General features: G+C 37.0%; 20 protein-coding genes. 1 reads left to right on the forward strand and 19 read right to left on the reverse strand.

Annotated elements, in window-relative coordinates; genetic code table 11:
• Positions 1-84: 84 nt before the first annotated feature.
• Positions 85-1,386 (forward strand): amidohydrolase, encoded by a 1,302-nt coding sequence (locus AC3AX0_RS00075; protein WP_487548259.1) that lies wholly within the window; start codon positions 85-87, stop codon positions 1,384-1,386.
• A 78-nt stretch (positions 1,387-1,464) separates the two neighbouring features.
• On the opposite strand, the gene AC3AX0_RS00080 is transcribed toward AC3AX0_RS00075, so the two are convergent.
• The 19 genes from AC3AX0_RS00080 to AC3AX0_RS00170 form a co-directional block, all read right to left on the reverse strand.
• On the reverse strand, positions 1,465-1,932 hold the full coding sequence (locus AC3AX0_RS00080; protein WP_487548260.1) for a DUF1097 domain-containing protein: 468 nt from the start codon (positions 1,930-1,932) through the stop codon (positions 1,465-1,467).
• A 17-nt stretch (positions 1,933-1,949) separates the two neighbouring features.
• Positions 1,950-2,498 (reverse strand): BMC domain-containing protein, encoded by a 549-nt coding sequence (locus AC3AX0_RS00085; RefSeq protein WP_487548261.1) that lies wholly within the window; start codon positions 2,496-2,498, stop codon positions 1,950-1,952.
• 16 nt (positions 2,499-2,514) lie between these two features.
• Positions 2,515-2,763: a biotin/lipoyl-containing protein gene (locus tag AC3AX0_RS00090; RefSeq protein ID WP_487548262.1), complete on the reverse strand. Its 249-nt coding sequence runs from the start codon at positions 2,761-2,763 to the stop codon at positions 2,515-2,517.
• A 23-nt stretch (positions 2,764-2,786) separates the two neighbouring features.
• The gene (locus tag AC3AX0_RS00095; RefSeq protein WP_487548263.1) at positions 2,787-3,848 is read right to left on the reverse strand and encodes a 4Fe-4S dicluster domain-containing protein; all 1,062 of its coding nucleotides are present in this window, start codon (positions 3,846-3,848) and stop codon (positions 2,787-2,789) included.
• 14 nt (positions 3,849-3,862) lie between these two features.
• Positions 3,863-5,275, reverse strand: coding sequence for an aldehyde dehydrogenase family protein (locus tag AC3AX0_RS00100; RefSeq protein WP_487548264.1), 1,413 nt, complete (start codon positions 5,273-5,275; stop codon positions 3,863-3,865).
• On the reverse strand, positions 5,275-6,252 hold the full coding sequence (locus AC3AX0_RS00105; protein ID WP_487548265.1) for a cob(I)yrinic acid a,c-diamide adenosyltransferase: 978 nt from the start codon (positions 6,250-6,252) through the stop codon (positions 5,275-5,277). Before AC3AX0_RS00105 ends, AC3AX0_RS00100 begins: the two co-directional genes overlap by 1 nt.
• An 11-nt stretch (positions 6,253-6,263) precedes the next feature.
• On the reverse strand, positions 6,264-6,533 hold the full coding sequence (locus AC3AX0_RS00110; RefSeq protein WP_487548266.1) for a EutN/CcmL family microcompartment protein: 270 nt from the start codon (positions 6,531-6,533) through the stop codon (positions 6,264-6,266).
• Positions 6,534-6,548: 15 nt separating this feature from the next.
• Complete coding sequence (locus AC3AX0_RS00115; protein WP_487548267.1) at positions 6,549-7,334, reverse strand: flavoprotein; 786 nt, start codon at positions 7,332-7,334, stop codon at positions 6,549-6,551.
• A gap of 9 nt (positions 7,335-7,343) precedes the next feature.
• A complete protein-coding gene (locus tag AC3AX0_RS00120; RefSeq protein ID WP_487548268.1) occupies positions 7,344-7,709 on the reverse strand; it encodes a hypothetical protein in 366 nt (121 codons plus the stop codon).
• Between the two features lie 11 nt (positions 7,710-7,720).
• Positions 7,721-8,359 (reverse strand): phosphate propanoyltransferase, encoded by a 639-nt coding sequence (gene pduL / locus AC3AX0_RS00125; protein WP_487548269.1) that lies wholly within the window; start codon positions 8,357-8,359, stop codon positions 7,721-7,723.
• 18 nt (positions 8,360-8,377) lie between these two features.
• Positions 8,378-8,650, reverse strand: coding sequence for a BMC domain-containing protein (locus AC3AX0_RS00130; protein WP_487548270.1), 273 nt, complete (start codon positions 8,648-8,650; stop codon positions 8,378-8,380).
• A gap of 10 nt (positions 8,651-8,660) precedes the next feature.
• On the reverse strand, positions 8,661-9,203 hold the full coding sequence (locus AC3AX0_RS00135) for a BMC domain-containing protein (protein ID WP_487548271.1): 543 nt from the start codon (positions 9,201-9,203) through the stop codon (positions 8,661-8,663).
• Positions 9,204-9,251: 48 nt separating this feature from the next.
• A complete protein-coding gene (locus tag AC3AX0_RS00140) occupies positions 9,252-9,623 on the reverse strand; it encodes a glycerol dehydratase reactivase beta/small subunit family protein (protein ID WP_487548272.1) in 372 nt (123 codons plus the stop codon).
• A gap of 5 nt (positions 9,624-9,628) precedes the next feature.
• Positions 9,629-11,437, reverse strand: a complete 1,809-nt coding sequence (locus AC3AX0_RS00145) for a diol dehydratase reactivase subunit alpha (RefSeq protein WP_487548273.1) — start codon at positions 11,435-11,437, stop codon at positions 9,629-9,631.
• A 123-nt stretch (positions 11,438-11,560) separates the two neighbouring features.
• The gene (locus AC3AX0_RS00150) at positions 11,561-12,082 is read right to left on the reverse strand and encodes a diol dehydratase small subunit (protein ID WP_487548274.1); all 522 of its coding nucleotides are present in this window, start codon (positions 12,080-12,082) and stop codon (positions 11,561-11,563) included.
• Positions 12,083-12,097: 15 nt separating this feature from the next.
• Positions 12,098-12,754, reverse strand: coding sequence for a propanediol/glycerol family dehydratase medium subunit (locus tag AC3AX0_RS00155; RefSeq protein ID WP_487548275.1), 657 nt, complete (start codon positions 12,752-12,754; stop codon positions 12,098-12,100).
• 14 nt (positions 12,755-12,768) lie between these two features.
• A complete protein-coding gene (locus AC3AX0_RS00160; protein ID WP_487548276.1) occupies positions 12,769-14,430 on the reverse strand; it encodes a propanediol/glycerol family dehydratase large subunit in 1,662 nt (553 codons plus the stop codon).
• 18 nt (positions 14,431-14,448) lie between these two features.
• Positions 14,449-15,246, reverse strand: a complete 798-nt coding sequence (gene pduB, locus AC3AX0_RS00165; protein WP_487548277.1) for a propanediol utilization microcompartment protein PduB — start codon at positions 15,244-15,246, stop codon at positions 14,449-14,451.
• An 18-nt stretch (positions 15,247-15,264) separates the two neighbouring features.
• Positions 15,265-15,546, reverse strand: a complete 282-nt coding sequence (locus AC3AX0_RS00170) for a BMC domain-containing protein (RefSeq protein WP_487548278.1) — start codon at positions 15,544-15,546, stop codon at positions 15,265-15,267.
• Between the last annotated feature and the right edge of the window lie 145 nt (positions 15,547-15,691).

A 15,691-nucleotide genomic window follows, 5' to 3' on the forward strand; every position in this document is an offset into this window, starting at 1 on the left:
TGCGCGTACAAATAATAAAATTTACTTTATATCACCTCAAGTTCCAGTGTATAATATTGTGATTATATAATACAGGAGACTAAAATGAATAAAGAACAGCTTAAATTAAAGACAATCAAAACAATAGATGAAAATCGAAATAGAATTATTTCTATTGCAAATAAATTTTTTTCAAATCCCGAATTAGGATTCAAAGAGCATAAAACATCTGAACTTGTAAAGCTGATATTTAATGAACTCAATATCGAATTTGAAGACAATATCGCCATAACAGGTGTAAAGGGTACAGCAAAGGGTAAGTCAGACAAAATCAAGGTTGCTATTTTGGGAGAACTTGATGCTGTTGTTTGTCCACTTCATCCCCATGCCGATGATTTGACGGGGGCAGCGCATTCATGTGGACATCATGCACAGATAACCACAATGCTTGGAGCTGCCATGGGACTTGTATTAAGCGATGTAATTTCTCAACTTGACGGAGATGTAACCTTCATTGCCGTACCTGCGGAAGAATATGTAGAGCTTGAATACAGGCAAAAACTTAAGCAAGAAGGTAAAATAGAATTTTTTGGAGGCAAGCAAGAGCTAATAAGACTGGGGACTTTTGATGATATAGATATGGGAATGATGGTCCATTCTCATGCACAAGTAGAGGATAAGAAAATCCTTACTTTTTGTGACAGTTCAGGTTTTGTTGGAAAAGTTATTAAATATACAGGAAAAGAAGCTCATGCTGGTGCAGTTCCCCACTTGGGTGTAAATGCGCTAAATGCGGCGATGCTTGGAATTATGGGAATACATGCTCAGAGAGAAACCTTCAAGGAATCAGACAGAATTAGAATTCATCCAATAATGACAAAAGGTGGAGACATGGTTAATATTGTACCTGCTGATGTTCATATGGAAACATATGTAAGGGGAAGAAATATGGAAGCCGTATTGGATGCAAGCCACAAAGTCAACCGTGCACTTAAGGCTGGTGCAGATGCCATTGGTGCAGAAGTGGAAATCAAGGAAATACCCGGATATCTTCCACTTGTTCAAAACAAGGAACTCAATGAACTCATAAGCGACAATGCAACAAAACTTATCGGCGAGGAAAACGTATTAAAGGGATATGAGCTAATGGGTGCAACGGATGCCGGAGACATTAGCTCAATAATTCCTTTTATACATCTTTCAAGTGGAGGCTACAAAGGCGTAGCACACAGTAAGGATTTCGAAGTTTGCGACGAGGATGCTGCATATATAATACCTGCAAAATCAATGGCTATGTCCATTATCGACTTATTGTATGATGATGCTGAACTGGCAACAAAAATCATAGAAAATCATGTTCCTTTATATACAAAAGAAACATATTTGGATATTTGGAAAGAATTGTAAAAAAATGCGGAATGAGTTTACTCCTCATTCCGCATTTATAGCCAGTTCATAATTTTTTAATTTGTATTTTTAGTTAATTTATGCTGCCTTCTCTGCTTTCTCTCCTCTTAACATAGCCGCACCTTTATCAGATGCCCATCCAAATACTGCTCCACTTACAAGGCCTATAGCTGCTACCATTGCATCTCCTGTTGCAAAGTATATTGCACATCCAATAAATGCTCCCGGTATAAATGCAAAATGCGAAACGTTTGCTTGAATACACATTGCGAATGCTCCAATCGCAACTGCTACAGACAATGCTACCGTACTTCCCATCATAGGTGTCAATACTCCTGTTAACTGAATCATCATAACTCCCCAAAACACTCCGCTTAAGTTGTTAAGAACTGTATCTTTCAGTCCCTTTGTTCCTCCACCAACTGCAAAGTATGTTGCCCATGCTGCAAACCCTGCAAATGTACTAAGGGTCATTACAACACTTATTGCTGTCCAAACTCCTGCCAATGCTCCAATGCTTAAACCCAAACTCAATAATAAATTCATGTGAATCCTCCTGTTTTTTAGAATAATATATTTAATATATCTTTATGTGGAGACGAGATTACCGAATGACTTGTTATAGTTCCTGAATCCTGCATTTCATTGATGCATGATTCAATGGCCATCTTTACAGAAGATACTTCCCCTGTAACTATTATGAATCCTTTGCCGCCCAGTCCTCTCGCTACTCTTATATCAATAACTTCCACATTGGAAGCTTTCACGGCAATATCTGCTGCTACTACAGCACTAAGAGCCGACATTGTTTCTATGATGCCAAGTGATTTTATTTCATCAACATCACATATTCCTGATATTGCAGGAAGTATTTTTTCATCTATGCTCGCCAATACATGACTTTCAACAAGAAAAATATCTCCCCTCTTTTCTCCAGCCTTTATAGCTGCCTCTACATCTCCAACTTTGCCGCTTATCATTGTTATATATTTTCCAGGACAAACGGGAGTTGAAAGTAAAATTTCAATATTGGCTGCTTTTAGCATTTCATCAACCACCTGTATTCCTACAGGTATGCTTTTAAATTCAATTAATCCTAATGATTTTTTCATTTTGCACCTCTTCTGTTTAATCAATACAGCCAATGGTGATTTCACCATCTACAATATTGATTATTTTGCCATTAATACTTGAATGGATTTCCGAGCCAAGCTTTTCTTCAGGAACAGTTGCTAGAAGTTGTCCTTTTACTATACTGTCACCTTCATTGACAACAGGTACTGCAGGCATTCCTATATGCTGGCTCATCTTTATCCTTACTTTATTATATTTCGCATTGTCATTAGACAAGGGAGCTTTTACATCATATTTCGTCAATCCAAGCTGTCTTACAAGTTTGCTTACTGGATATCTTTTGTACTCCCTGAATGGATGAACATCTTCAGGTTTTTCATGGTGGGGATTCTTATTCCTTCCACCGCCATTTTACTTTTCAATAAATTATGAAGCTTCCATGGTTGTAAATTCATAACACATGCATACTCGCAAAGTCTGCATTCACAGCAAAGAAATGCAGTGGTTGTATTTGTTCCTGCATCGCAGGTACTTCCATAGCTTGCAAGTCTTATCAGTTTGTGAGGCTCTATACTGTGTCCTATAAGGTTTCTTGGACATACTTCCGTACAAAGACTGCAGTGCATGCATGATGTTCTTGCTTCTCTCAACATGCATGCTATATCTTTTTCAAATGTTATTGAAAGGCTATGATCTTTTGGGAGAACTATGAGTCCCTTGGTAGTTTTTGTAATTGGTTCATCCAGTGATGATACAATCTTGCCCATCATTGGTCCACCGTTTATTACAATGTATTCCTCAAGATCAGTTCCTCCAGCCATCTGTATAACTTCTTCAATGGATATTCCTATAGGAACCTTTACTGTTATGGGAGTTCTGACTTCTCCAGTTACTGTTATGTATTTTTCAGTAACTGGTCTGTTTTCAAAAACACCTTCATAAATATTTAGAAGAGTTTCAACATTTAGTACAACAACTCCAACATTAAGAGGTATACCACCTTCTGGAACTATCCTTTTGGTTGTTTCATATACCAGCACCTGCTCGTCTCCAGCAGGATAGAAGTTTCCAAGCTCTTTTATTTCCATAGATTCGTAGCTTTTTATTTCTTCTTCTACGGCTTTAATAGCATCCTTGTATTTTGACTTGAGTCCTATATAGGCTTTATTTGCTCCTACATGTTTTCTCACATAGTCAAGGGCCCTTATTATTTCCTTTGTTTTAACTGACATCAACTGCTGGTCAACTCTTAGAAGAGGTTCACATTCAGCTCCGTTGACTATTACATATTCTGCCTTGGCATCTATTTTTACATGGGTTGGAAATCCGGCACCACCGGCTCCTACAACTCCATTGTCTCTTATGAGATTAACCAGATTCTCACTCATGATATTCTCCTGACTTATTTAATGTCGAGCCCGCCTACTAGAACACATCTTCTTTTTCTAGCAAATGTTTTTGCAGAAGTTAGTCCTTCTCCGGTTGGTCCAGCTATCGTGAAGGTTGTATATCCTTCTCCGCCTACTCCTATACCTGCATATGATGGTCCGTTTTTGACAAATATTGTAGTCTGAATCTTTTTAGCCATTTCCGTAAGCTTGTCAACATTTTTTGAATGCATAATTGCAGTATGTCTGTTCCCATTTTCTACCTTGACTGCAAGTTCTATGGCTTCATCTACATTATCAACTCTAACTACTGGAAGTATAGGCATCATAAGTTCTTCAACAACAAACAAATCGCTTCTTTCAGCTTCAAATATTATTGCCTTAACTTCTTCCTTTACATCCATTCCTATTTTTTCAAGAATATAGTTTGCACTTTTACCAACGAAGGATGTCACAGGCTTGCCCTTATCGTTAATTACGAGGCTTCTAAGTTCATTGATCTTCGCTTTGTCTGTAAGCTCATAGCCACCATTTCTTTTCATATTTAATATCAAATAGTCAGCTATTGAATCTACTGCAATTACTTCTTTTTCAGCTATACATGGAAGATTATTATCAAAGCTGCATCCATCTATTATGTCTTTTGCCGCTTTTTCAATATTTGCTGTCTCATCTACTACTGCCGGTGGATTTCCTGCTCCGGCACCAATTGCTTTTTTACCTGTTGAAAGAACAGATTTTACAACTCCAGGTCCACCAGTTGCAACAAGTAATCTTATCTTTTCGTGGTTCATCATGATTTCAGCCTTTTCAATTGATGGCTCCTTCACCATAACTACAAGATTTTCAGGTGCTCCAACCTTCTTGAGAGCTCCATTTATTATTCCAATTGTTGTAAGTGAAGTTTTTCTTGCCCTTGGATGAGGACTGAACACTACTGAATTCCCTGCAGCTATCATTCCTATGGTATTGCATATTATTGTTTCTGATGGATTTGTAGTAGGTGTTATTGCCCCTATTACTCCATAGGGCGATAGTTCCACAAGAGTCAATCCGTCGTCCCCTGACATTGCTTCAGTTACAAGATCTTCAATTCCCGGAGTTTTTTCAACTGCAAGTCTGTTTTTTATAATTTTATCATCAAACTTGCCCATGCCTGTTTCTTCAACACCAAGCTTGGAAATCATGTTAATATTGCTTTCCTTACCAAGGGCTTTCTTGATTGCAACAACAAATTCCGATCTTCTTTTCATGCTGCATTCTACAAGCTTTTTCTGACCTATGAATGCTGCCTCGATAGCATCATCCATTTCATCAAATATACCATTTGAATATATGTCTTTATTATACTTTTCACTCTTGCTTTCATTCATTTCCAGCAATACTTTCTTTACCAGTTCTTCAATAACCGTCTTATTCATATTCATCAATCCATCTCCTTGATTCTCTTCAATACATATTTTGCAACAGTCATGTCCTCTTCAACGGATCCTCCGCTGACTCCTATTCCTCCAAGTATCTTTCCGTTGGAATAGATTGGATATCCTCCACCAAAGAGTATAATTCTTCCGTCATTGGAATTCTCGATTCCATACAGTGGTTGTCCAGGTTGTGACAATCCATTAAGTTCATGAGTAGCCATTTTCAGTGCACTTGATGTATATGCCTTGTTTAGTGATATATCAATACTTCCAAGAAGAGCATCATCCATTCTGTGTGCAAGAATGGTATTTCCCCCATTGTCTACTACGGAAAATACCATTGGCACCTTTATTTCTCTTGCTTTTTCTTCTGCATATTCAGCCATTTTTTTTGCCTTATTTAAATCCAATTTATTAGAAATCATATTTATTCTCTCAATCACTCTATTTTTTATTTGTTCTGCAATGCATCTGTGTTCTTCATATCTAGCCAGGGTGAAAATACAGTCGGACAATCTATTTACATACTTCATCAGGTATTTATTTACTTTATTGTCCCTGTTAAGACTTGTTATCAGTCTTTCTCCTCTTCTCACTATTGTTCTTGCAACATGAAGAACTGAAGACGACTGATTGACTCCTGGTACTACAAATGATTTTTGTTCACCTATGATATTTAAATAGAAATCTGTTGTTTCTTCAATCTCCAAAACATCTACACCAGATATTTTTTCACTCAATTTTTCAATGCTTTTTTCATCTGAAGCAAGTTCCGCTCCAACAACAAATATTTTACTTTGAATTTTCTTAAGATGCATTCTGACTTCATTGTCACTTACAAGGGTAGAAGCATATCCAATCATGGAATTTGCCTCATCCATAGTTCCATAGCATTCAACCCGGATATCATCCTTGGATACTCTGTTTCCTCCAAAGAGACCGGTGGTACCCTTGTCTCCTGTCCTGGTATAAACATTAGCCATTATCTTCACCTTTATTCATTAATTTCAATGGAGTCAACTATACCTACTATACAGGAATCGACAGGAATATTACGGTTTTCAAATACTGATCTTGCTGAACTGCCTTTTGAAATCAATACTATTTCACCTGGCCCTGCTCCAACACTGTCTACTGCTACCTCAGTATTATTCAAATCATTGTATTTTTCATCAATTTTCCTTACTATAAGTAGCTTGCTTCCGATAAGAGATTCTGCCTTGCTTGTCGATACTACTGTTCCTATTACTTTTCCCAGGTACATATTGGCCTCCTTTTTTTATTTATATTCTATTCTTATATTTTTATTTTTAATCATTTCCATTGCCATATCGGTAAATCTGCAATCCTTGTCTGTATACAAAACTATATTATCCGGATATCCTGCAATATCAGTTCTTGTAATAAGTATTTTTTCAATATAACCTGCTTTTCTTCCACTGATTGATTTGTCCTTGATATGGTTTGAAACCTTTTTGCCGATATTTTTAGAATATGTAAATTTCACTCCGAATTTTTCTATCTTTTCCATATTTTCCGTCATCTGTTTTTTATAGAATTCATTTATAGGATGACTTAAATATTTCAATCTTTCTCCATCTTCAGGACAACAACAGTTTGTTGCTGCAAATATTGTCTTTCTTTCCAGTATATATTGAGATGTTGCTCTGGTAAGACTTGTATCGTTTATACAATTTGCAATCTTTCCCACTGAATTAGCTGTCAATGTAGGTAGAATCAATATATTCGAATTATTTACCTGTTTATCTATATTGTCTCTTCCTTCAAGATAAACCTTGTCTGTTTTAAGAAGGGTTTTTATATTCTCTTCACCAAGAATCCTCGCTCCACTTTCAGTCAATATATAGCTTATGTCATAGCCTTGGTCTTCAAGATATCTTAAAGATTTTATTGCCTCACTAAATCCAAATGCTCCTCCGGAAAAAACTACAAGTAATCTGTTTTTTTCTAAAATCATCTTTTTTCTAACTCTTTCTGCAATTTCAGAGGAAATAACTTGAATTACAGAATCCAGAATTATTTTTTTGAAAATATCCTTGTCCATTTAATCCCTCTATTTCGAATACATGGCTATGCCAAGGGGTGTAATAAGCAATGGATTGTTGGGATTTACAATATTGATTTTCAAGTATTTTTCAAATACGCTTTCAAAACGTTCAAAGGAACAGGCCCCAACAACCTCCGTAACTAAAAATCCTGCTGCCTCAACCACATTGCATATTACCTTTGCCTCTCTTGATACACCTGCTACAGGTTCGTCATTCATGTCTACTACCGCAATAAAAATATTGGCAGTTCCAAGGTCAACGCCAATCTTTAAATTTCCTTCATAGCTACCTCTTTTACCATCTCTTATCAATTCGGCAAATTTTTCTGTCTTAATGTTTACATCAACTAATTCCATAGCAAGTCCTTTCATTTCATATTCTTTTAAATAATAATCTTAACCAAGTCGCCATTTTTCAAACAGCTTCCGTTTGCTTCGTCTGTATCAACATGTATTTCCAGTTCATACTTATCTGAAACTCTCACAAGTACATTTCCCATAACAGACTTTCTTATACCATTAACTTCAACATCCACCATTTCCTTGTCTTTCAATCCAAGAAATTTTGCTGTTTCTACCGGCATATGTATATGTCTCAATGCTGCTATTACTCCCCTGTCTTTTCTTACTTTCCCAAGGGGTCCGACAATCGCTATTCCTGGAGTATCGTTCAACTTACCCGATTCCGTAACCGGTGGATTGATTCCAAGCTTAAAACTGTCGCTTAAGGATATCTCAACCTGTGTTTCATTTCTTACTGGACCCAGTATTCTTACATTTTCAAAATTTCCTTTTGATCCTATGATAGTTACTGTTTCCTTTGAAGCATATTGTCCCGGTTGTTTCAAATCCTTGAATTTCTTGAGCTGATAGTCTTTTCCAAAAAGAATATCGAGATCACCCCTGCTTATATGAACATGCCTGTTTGATATTCCAACTGGCACCATTGCATTGCACTCTTCAAGAGCCATCATTACTCTTTTGGTTATTTCCTTTATTAAATCATCATTGTTTGAATTCATTTTTCACTTCCCGGTTTTTTATTCCTTTGGAAGAATTTTTTCCACATCTTCGTGAGGTCTTGCTATTACATGCTTTGAAACAAGTTCTCCTACTCTTTCTACTGCTGCTGTGCCTGCATCAACTGCAGCCTTTACCGCACCTACATCTCCTCTTACCATTACAGTAACGAGTCCAGATCCTATTTTTTCATATCCAATTAGTGTAACATTTGCTGATTTTGTCATTGCATCTGCAGCCTCTATAGCTCCAACCAATCCTTTTGTTTCTATCATTCCTAATGCTTCTTTCATTTTGTTCCTCCTAGTTTTTTTCTTTATAATGTATGCATTCCCTTCGCAGATCACCTTTTTTCCTGGTGCACTCAGGGTCTTTACATATATTACAGGTAAATTTCAATTTCTTTACTTCTGGAAATGTTTCTTCTGTTGATAGAGTTTCTTCCTCTTTATCTTCTTCTGTTATTTCAAGTTTTTCAGCAGTTTTTATTTCTTTATCTTCTTCAATTATTTCTATAGCTTCAACTTCTTCGATTTCTTCTCCTGGACATTTTTTCAGTCCTACAGTTTCGACATTCTCAATCATCATGCCTAACTGATCCGAAGGTCTAGCTATTACCCTGCAACTGATTACCGCTGAAACCCAGGATGCTGCCATTTCAGCTGCTGATATTGCAGTATTGACAGCTCCTACATTACCTACAATCTTAACGACAGTCATTCCATCTCCCTTGCTGAGTTCATATCCAACAAGTTTGACATTTGCCGATTTGACACAAACATCTGCCGCCTCTATTGCTGCAGCAAGTCCTACCGTTTCTATGATACCAAGTGATAGCTTTGACATACCTTTTCTCCTGTTGACATTTCTCATTTAAGCTTAGGAAAGTAAAATTTAGTTACTTTCCTGAATGTGTAAATTTTTAAATGGTGTTTTCTTTACAAGTCTTGCTGCACATTCTCCCATTTCTCTTTTTATATACATGTTGTCACTTATTTTTATTGAAAAGAGATATTCCGACTTGCTCATTTTTTCATGATGTAGCACAATGTTTTCAGAATCTATTCCAATACCGGCAACCAAAACATTTGCCTCAGATGCCATTGATGCCAATTTAAATGCATCATCAGAATCTTTCTTTACAATTCTATAGGGCAAACCTTCTTCTTCTATTCCATTGAGTAATTCTTCATATAGCTCTATTCTTACGGTTTTAAGTGCATAAATAAGTATTGCAGGGTTTTCTTCATTTCTAAAATAATTCATATTCCTCACCCTTTACTTGAAAGCACAAGACCTGTAGCTACTGCATTTCTTGGACCCATAGTGCTTCTTATATTGGCCCTTCCTGCAACAATCCTGTAATTTGAAAGTTCATCTGTGACAAGCTGTGGTATTTCAAAATCAAGAGCTGAACCTCCAACCATGACAACAAACTCAATGTCCCTTATATTTTCAGTCGGACTTACCTTTTTCAATGCTCTCAATGAATTTGTTACAAATACTTTTTTCTTTGCAGCATGTCTTATGTTTCTTATTTTTTCTAGTCCGTGCTTAATGTTGACAGGAACGAGCTGACCTTCCTTCACGATTACCACCTTGAAGAGAATATCAGGTTTAAGCTGTCTGTCGAAAAACTCTACAGAACCATCTTCATGTCTTATGTGAAAAAGACTTTCCACCTTTGCCAATGGGTATTTCTTTATATCTTCAGCCATATTCATATCGTCAATTCCAAGTTCAGAATCAATAAGCATTGTAACCATGTTCCCTGCACCCGCCAGATGTATGGATTTTATATTACCATCCTTGTTTATGATTGATGCATCAGTAGACCCAGCTCCCATGTCTATAATTGCAAGAGGCTTTGTACATCCAGGAGTAGTCAGAGCACCTAATATTGCCATTTCAGCTTCAACGCCTCCAACTTCCACCTTTATCTCTAGTTTTTCTGAAAGAAGGTTTGCAATATTTTCCATCTGAAGCTTGTCGGATTTAACCATTGCAGCTATACCTACAGCATTTTCAAGTGAAAATTCACCTGCCAGTCCACCTATTACCTTCTGCGGAACGAATGTATCAACAGCAAGAAGATCTGCTATCCTTATTGTCTTTGGGGTTTTTTCCGTAAGCTGACCCATTACAATTTTCACTTTTTCAAGCATTCCTCCAGCATTTGTTCCCGTCTCGCCTTTTATATCTTCCACAACTGATATGTTGCCTATTGCATCCATTATTTTTTCAGCACCGAGTTCCACAGGCACTTCAAGTTTTTTGTTCATTCCTGAAACTATTATCTTTCCTGCAGGTATCCTTCTTTCCTTAACATCTCCCCTTGGTGTCTTGATAACAACTGCTGAACGATTGCCAATCAATGCTCTTGCTATGGGCACAACCTGTTTTGTCTCTTCAGGAGAAAGATCAAAATATGTTGCTATTCCATAGGGATTAGAAAGTCTTTCTATTACAGATCCTTTTCCAGCAACTTCTACAGCAGCCTTCATTCCCAGTGGGATTTTCTCTATGAAGGCAACTTCATCAATTATTGGAATTGGATTATTTATTCTATTGTGTATAAGTACACCGTCATCATTCTTTATTATTGCTCCATTTATGCTAAGTGTATTGGAATAAAGGTTGATATTTTCTGCAATCTCTTCAAATCCCATTCCACTATCACAAAGAACAATTATGTCTGTGCCTTTCTTGATTTTATCAAGTTGATATATTTTAGCTGTAATACCCGTTCCAATACCAAGGCCTCCCGGTGTTGAAGGATTATGTCCTATCATTGTAGATTCAGTGATTATGGTCTCTGTTATAGTTTCCATTGCCACGTCACCTATAACAGGGGCAGCTTCATTGATTCTGATCCTGTCTATATCATCGATTGATATTCCAGCTTCATCGACAGCCTTTTTCAATGAATGATATATACCATTGACATTTTCCTTTGTCCCCTTGATTCCAGTAGTTGGAACTATACCACTTGACAAGAATTCAATACCTTCATCTGTAACTCTTCCAAGAGCTACCTCGGTACTTGCATTTCCTATATCGATTCCAGCAATAATTTTCATATTATCCCTACTTTACTTTTCTATCTTCAGAAAGTTTATTATTTTAAAACTACTTGAATCGTGTAGTTTTACATTATGATAACTTTCCTTCGTGACAATAACCGCTCATGCGGTTAAACGCAACTAAGTTGCTTTGTTTAGTCTTCCTCTTTCTTCGTAGACATCTGCAGCTTCTCTTATAAATTTGGAATTTATTTTACATCCATATTTATTTTCCAGCTCATCTGCTATTGCAAGAAGTTCTGCTTTTGTAGACCTGTATGGTCTCATTGCATCATAGATTTCAAGTATCCTCTCATCAGGAATGGCTATTAGTTCAGCAGCTCTCTTAAGGTTTCCAGAGAAAGAATCCCTGTTAACCGATTCCGCCACCTTGCTTTGCATCTCCAATGTTTCAGAAGAAATCTTAAAGTCATCAGATGAAATTTCACCATTAATTACCTTGTCAAGGGTAATGTCTGTCAACTTAACTCCCGTATGACTGAATATCTTGTCAGGTATATTGTCTCCCAGAGGATATTCACTTCCGTCAATACTGCTTTTAGTTACCCTTTCAACACTTTTATGACCATCCTGGCTTGATGTTCCTTGCATTGATTTCAATACTTCTCTTACCAGGTCTTCTATCATTTTATTATTATCCATAAATACACCTCCTGTTTATTTGAATGTAATACTCAACTGTTGTGTTCCCTTTTCTTCATCTACATACTCTGTTTCCTTAATATGCAGTAATGCTGCTATTGCCTGATATTTAGGTCTTGCCATTTGGTCGTTCTTTACAGGTACAGGATTTGGTGATTCTCCCTTAGCATACTTCGAGGCATTTTTACCTATTGCCCTGAAAGTTTCCAAATCGATTAGTGGTGCCTGTGAAAAAAGTTCCAGGTTACTAAGTGGCATAAGATTTTTTTGATGAATAACCGATGTTCCCTTGGACTGTATACCTATCCCTATTCCAGATCCGCTAAGTTTAGCAGCCTGATTTGAAATGAAGGATACATCAGATGTTCCATACATTTTTACTATTCTAGCATTCATACCTTCTTCTTCGATTCCAGCAATAATTTCCTTTAATACTTTTGAATGAGGTATCTTCACTATTGTTTTTGTTTGATGTACTCCAAAAGCAGGACCAACTCCTATTACTACTTCTTTTGCATCCCTGCCTTTTTCAGCTTTTCCAATCTCGCATATATCCATTCCGTCTGATTTAAAGTCTACAGGAGCTGATGCACTTGGTTTATATTCATTAGTCTGAAATTCGCTCAATACTTCTTCGATTATACTTTTAAGTAATTTTTCATTAATTTCCATATACATTCTCCTTTCTAGAAATCTTCCGGTTTAACTACATTTATTATGTTTTTAATTTCTTCCCATCTTTCGTCGCTTATAATATATCCTGTCTGTGGTCCGTGGTAGTCATTTGAATTATTGACTGCACTGATAACCTTGAAATCCTTATCAATAATTGCTGATGTATGAAGATAATCTCCAGATACTCTCTGCTTTAAAAGCTTGAAAAGACTTTCAGAAACATCTTCAAATCCGGATCTATGAAGAGCCTTGACCACATCAACCCCTGTAATTTCTCTATTCATCATATCCTCTGCAGCCTTCAAGTCCTCTACTACATTTCTTTCCGGCATATCCTTGCTTCCGTGAGCATAGGTTGCCGCTTCCACTTCTTCATCTGTAATATCAGAAAGACCTAACTCTTTGAATATCGCCTGTATTGCCCTTGCTGCCTTGTTTCTTACCTTTATTACATCTTCTTCCTTAACAGGTCTAAGTCCACCGTCTATCTTAAGGTCACGCTGAATAATGTTCCAATCGTCAAAGTCCTCTGCATCCCAGTTTGATCCTGCAAACATATTGTCATAGTTAGGAACTGAACTGTATCCTGAACATATAAAGTCAGTACCAGGTACCATCTGCATAAGTGATCTTGCAGTTCTTCTTATATCCGAATGGGTAAATGTCTGGTCATTACTTGAAGCACATTCAAGATCAAGCATAGTAGCTAGAAGATTTTCTCCCAGTATTGCTCTTATTCCTCCAGGTACTCCTCCAGGTACTCCTACACAACTTACTGATCCGTTTTGTATTCCCTGAACTCCTGATCCCTTTGTTAGATATATACATCTTGCTTCAAGATAAAGCATTGATTTTCCTTCTGCATATCCCATAAGTACTTCTGATCCAGTACCTGAAGTAAATCTCATCTTAAGACCTCTTGATGCATAGGCCGAAGCTAAAAATGCTTTAGACCACGGTGTATCATCTCCATCCATGAATACAGGCTCTGTTCCATATACAGATACAGTCTCTGCATAACTTGTAAGTCCTCTCATTCCAAGTTGCAGCTCAGTAGCTTCTTCAACTGCACACTGTGTAAGTATTCCAGGTCTTCCAACCTGTCCTCCTACTAAAATTGCAAGTGCATTAAATGGTGCATATCTTACTATTCCTACCGTTGTCTCCTGTTCATCAAAGCCTCTTAGAGCTCCTTCTGCAGCATCAGCTGCTATCTGTACAGGATTGTCCTTTAGGTTTGTAACATGACATTGATTTGAAGGTCTTTTTCTGGCCCTCATCTTACTCATTGCCATCATCATTTCAAGTACAGTCATCTTTCCTACTACCTCAACAGCCTTTGCAGGAGTCATTGCAGTTGTATATTTTATAATTTCATCCCTTGATACATTAATATCAACAAGCATTCTTGCTATGTTCAAAGAATCCATTTCCATTGCTTTTTCTGCATTTTCAATATTTATTCCATAATTGGCAATAAATGTATCTATCATGTCGAAATCTTCTTTTTTCTTTCCATCAAATTCAACTATCACGCCATTTTCGATCTTTATACTCGGCTTAGGATCATATGGACTGTCCATTGCTATAAGCCCAACTTCAGGCCATTCCTCTATAAATCCATCCTTGTTGACCGGTCTATTTTCCAGTATTTCAAATCTTTTTGATCTCATTACTATGCCTACCTTTCATTAGATATATGGAACACTTGCTGGTTTGGCTTCTCCTCCAAGTGTTTCAATAAGAGGTAATCCTGCTTCTCTAGCAGCGATTACGGATTGTCTTACGGCTCCTGAATCGCCTGACAAGAAGACTATAACCTCATTTGTAAAACTTGTTCCACCGTTTCCAGGAGATGCATATCCTATAATATCAACATTTGCAGCTTTTACAGCAGCATCAGCCATTACCACACCAATTGCAGCAGGTGCTCCAACAGATATTCCAAAAGCTTTTCCTATAGGTGCGTTAAATGCTTTGTTAAGTGCATAGCTTGCTCTTGCAGAATATTGAAGCTCCAAATGTCCTGCCTCGTTTCCATAGACATCTCCAAATGTTCTTTCAAGCTCCTTAAGTGTTACTTCTACTGCTCTTCTTGCATCAGATACATCTTCAGCTCCGAATATTATTAAAGATCCATGACCTGCTCCGCCTTCTGTATCTCTTGGAAGTTCAATCTTTACTATTTCAGAATTGGTAGCCTTCACAGCTTCATCAGCAGCAAATATTTGTGGTCCAGCTCCTGTTCTTGCTCCTATAATTCCTATTGATCTAAATTTCTTCTCAATTCCCATTAGTTCATGCAGAGAACTGTCAACATTTGCAATAACAAGTCCTATTGTTTTTCCAAAATCACTCTTTCCAACAAACTCAGTCATTGAACAACTAGCTTTAGACGCAGGCTTTGATTCTATATCAGCAATAGCGCTTTCATCACCAATTTTCTTCATAACTTCGCCCATAATTTTTTCCATCAAATCATCTTTCATTGTCATTCTCCTTTATTATTAAACTGTTTTTTCAGGAAGTATTTTTTCAACATCCGTATGTGGTCTTGCAATAACATGTGATGATACTACCTTGCCTACTTTATCGGCTGCAGAAGTTCCAGCATCAACAGCAGCTTTAACTGCTCCAACATCACCTCTTACCATTACCGTTACAAGTCCTGAACCTATTTTTTCATATCCAATAAGAATAACGTTTGCCGATTTTACCATGGCATCTGCAGCTTCTACAGCTCCAACCAGTCCGCTCGTTTCAATCATACCTAAAGCTTCTTTTATCATTTTTCTTCCTCCTCAAACTTATTGTTTCTTTCGTTTCTTAATTATATACAAGATGGTAGTAGACTTAGTTGTCCATTACCTGTTGTTTTTTTACCTGTTATTTTTGGAGATATAGAATTATATTGTTCATGGCAGGGTTTTTTTG

The sequence above is a fragment of the Dethiosulfatibacter sp. genome (assembly GCF_983023055.1).

What these genes read in the sequence shown, in the direction of transcription:
- AC3AX0_RS00075 (WP_487548259.1), top strand. Translation starts at nt 85, where the DNA reads ATGAATAAAGAACAGCTTAAATTAAAGACAATCAAAACAATAGATGAA.
- AC3AX0_RS00080 (WP_487548260.1), bottom strand. Translation starts at nt 1,932, where the DNA reads ATGAATTTATTATTGAGTTTGGGTTTAAGCATTGGAGCATTGGCAGGA.
- AC3AX0_RS00085 (WP_487548261.1), bottom strand. Translation starts at nt 2,498, where the DNA reads ATGAAAAAATCATTAGGATTAATTGAATTTAAAAGCATACCTGTAGGA.
- AC3AX0_RS00095 (WP_487548263.1), bottom strand. Translation starts at nt 3,848, where the DNA reads ATGAGTGAGAATCTGGTTAATCTCATAAGAGACAATGGAGTTGTAGGA.
- AC3AX0_RS00100 (WP_487548264.1), bottom strand. Translation starts at nt 5,275, where the DNA reads ATGAATATGAATAAGACGGTTATTGAAGAACTGGTAAAGAAAGTATTG.
- AC3AX0_RS00105 (WP_487548265.1), bottom strand. Translation starts at nt 6,252, where the DNA reads ATGGCTAATGTTTATACCAGGACAGGAGACAAGGGTACCACCGGTCTC.
- AC3AX0_RS00110 (WP_487548266.1), bottom strand. Translation starts at nt 6,533, where the DNA reads ATGTACCTGGGAAAAGTAATAGGAACAGTAGTATCGACAAGCAAGGCA.
- AC3AX0_RS00115 (WP_487548267.1), bottom strand. Translation starts at nt 7,334, where the DNA reads ATGGACAAGGATATTTTCAAAAAAATAATTCTGGATTCTGTAATTCAA.
- AC3AX0_RS00120 (WP_487548268.1), bottom strand. Translation starts at nt 7,709, where the DNA reads ATGAAAGGACTTGCTATGGAATTAGTTGATGTAAACATTAAGACAGAA.
- pduL (WP_487548269.1), bottom strand. Translation starts at nt 8,359, where the DNA reads ATGAATTCAAACAATGATGATTTAATAAAGGAAATAACCAAAAGAGTA.
- AC3AX0_RS00130 (WP_487548270.1), bottom strand. Translation starts at nt 8,650, where the DNA reads ATGAAAGAAGCATTAGGAATGATAGAAACAAAAGGATTGGTTGGAGCT.
- AC3AX0_RS00135 (WP_487548271.1), bottom strand. Translation starts at nt 9,203, where the DNA reads ATGTCAAAGCTATCACTTGGTATCATAGAAACGGTAGGACTTGCTGCA.
- AC3AX0_RS00140 (WP_487548272.1), bottom strand. Translation starts at nt 9,623, where the DNA reads ATGAATTATTTTAGAAATGAAGAAAACCCTGCAATACTTATTTATGCA.
- AC3AX0_RS00145 (WP_487548273.1), bottom strand. Translation starts at nt 11,437, where the DNA reads ATGAAAATTATTGCTGGAATCGATATAGGAAATGCAAGTACCGAGGTA.
- AC3AX0_RS00150 (WP_487548274.1), bottom strand. Translation starts at nt 12,082, where the DNA reads ATGGATAATAATAAAATGATAGAAGACCTGGTAAGAGAAGTATTGAAA.
- AC3AX0_RS00155 (WP_487548275.1), bottom strand. Translation starts at nt 12,754, where the DNA reads ATGGAAATTAATGAAAAATTACTTAAAAGTATAATCGAAGAAGTATTG.
- AC3AX0_RS00160 (WP_487548276.1), bottom strand. Translation starts at nt 14,430, where the DNA reads ATGAGATCAAAAAGATTTGAAATACTGGAAAATAGACCGGTCAACAAG.
- pduB (WP_487548277.1), bottom strand. Translation starts at nt 15,246, where the DNA reads ATGAAAGATGATTTGATGGAAAAAATTATGGGCGAAGTTATGAAGAAA.
- AC3AX0_RS00170 (WP_487548278.1), bottom strand. Translation starts at nt 15,546, where the DNA reads ATGATAAAAGAAGCTTTAGGTATGATTGAAACGAGCGGACTGGTTGGA.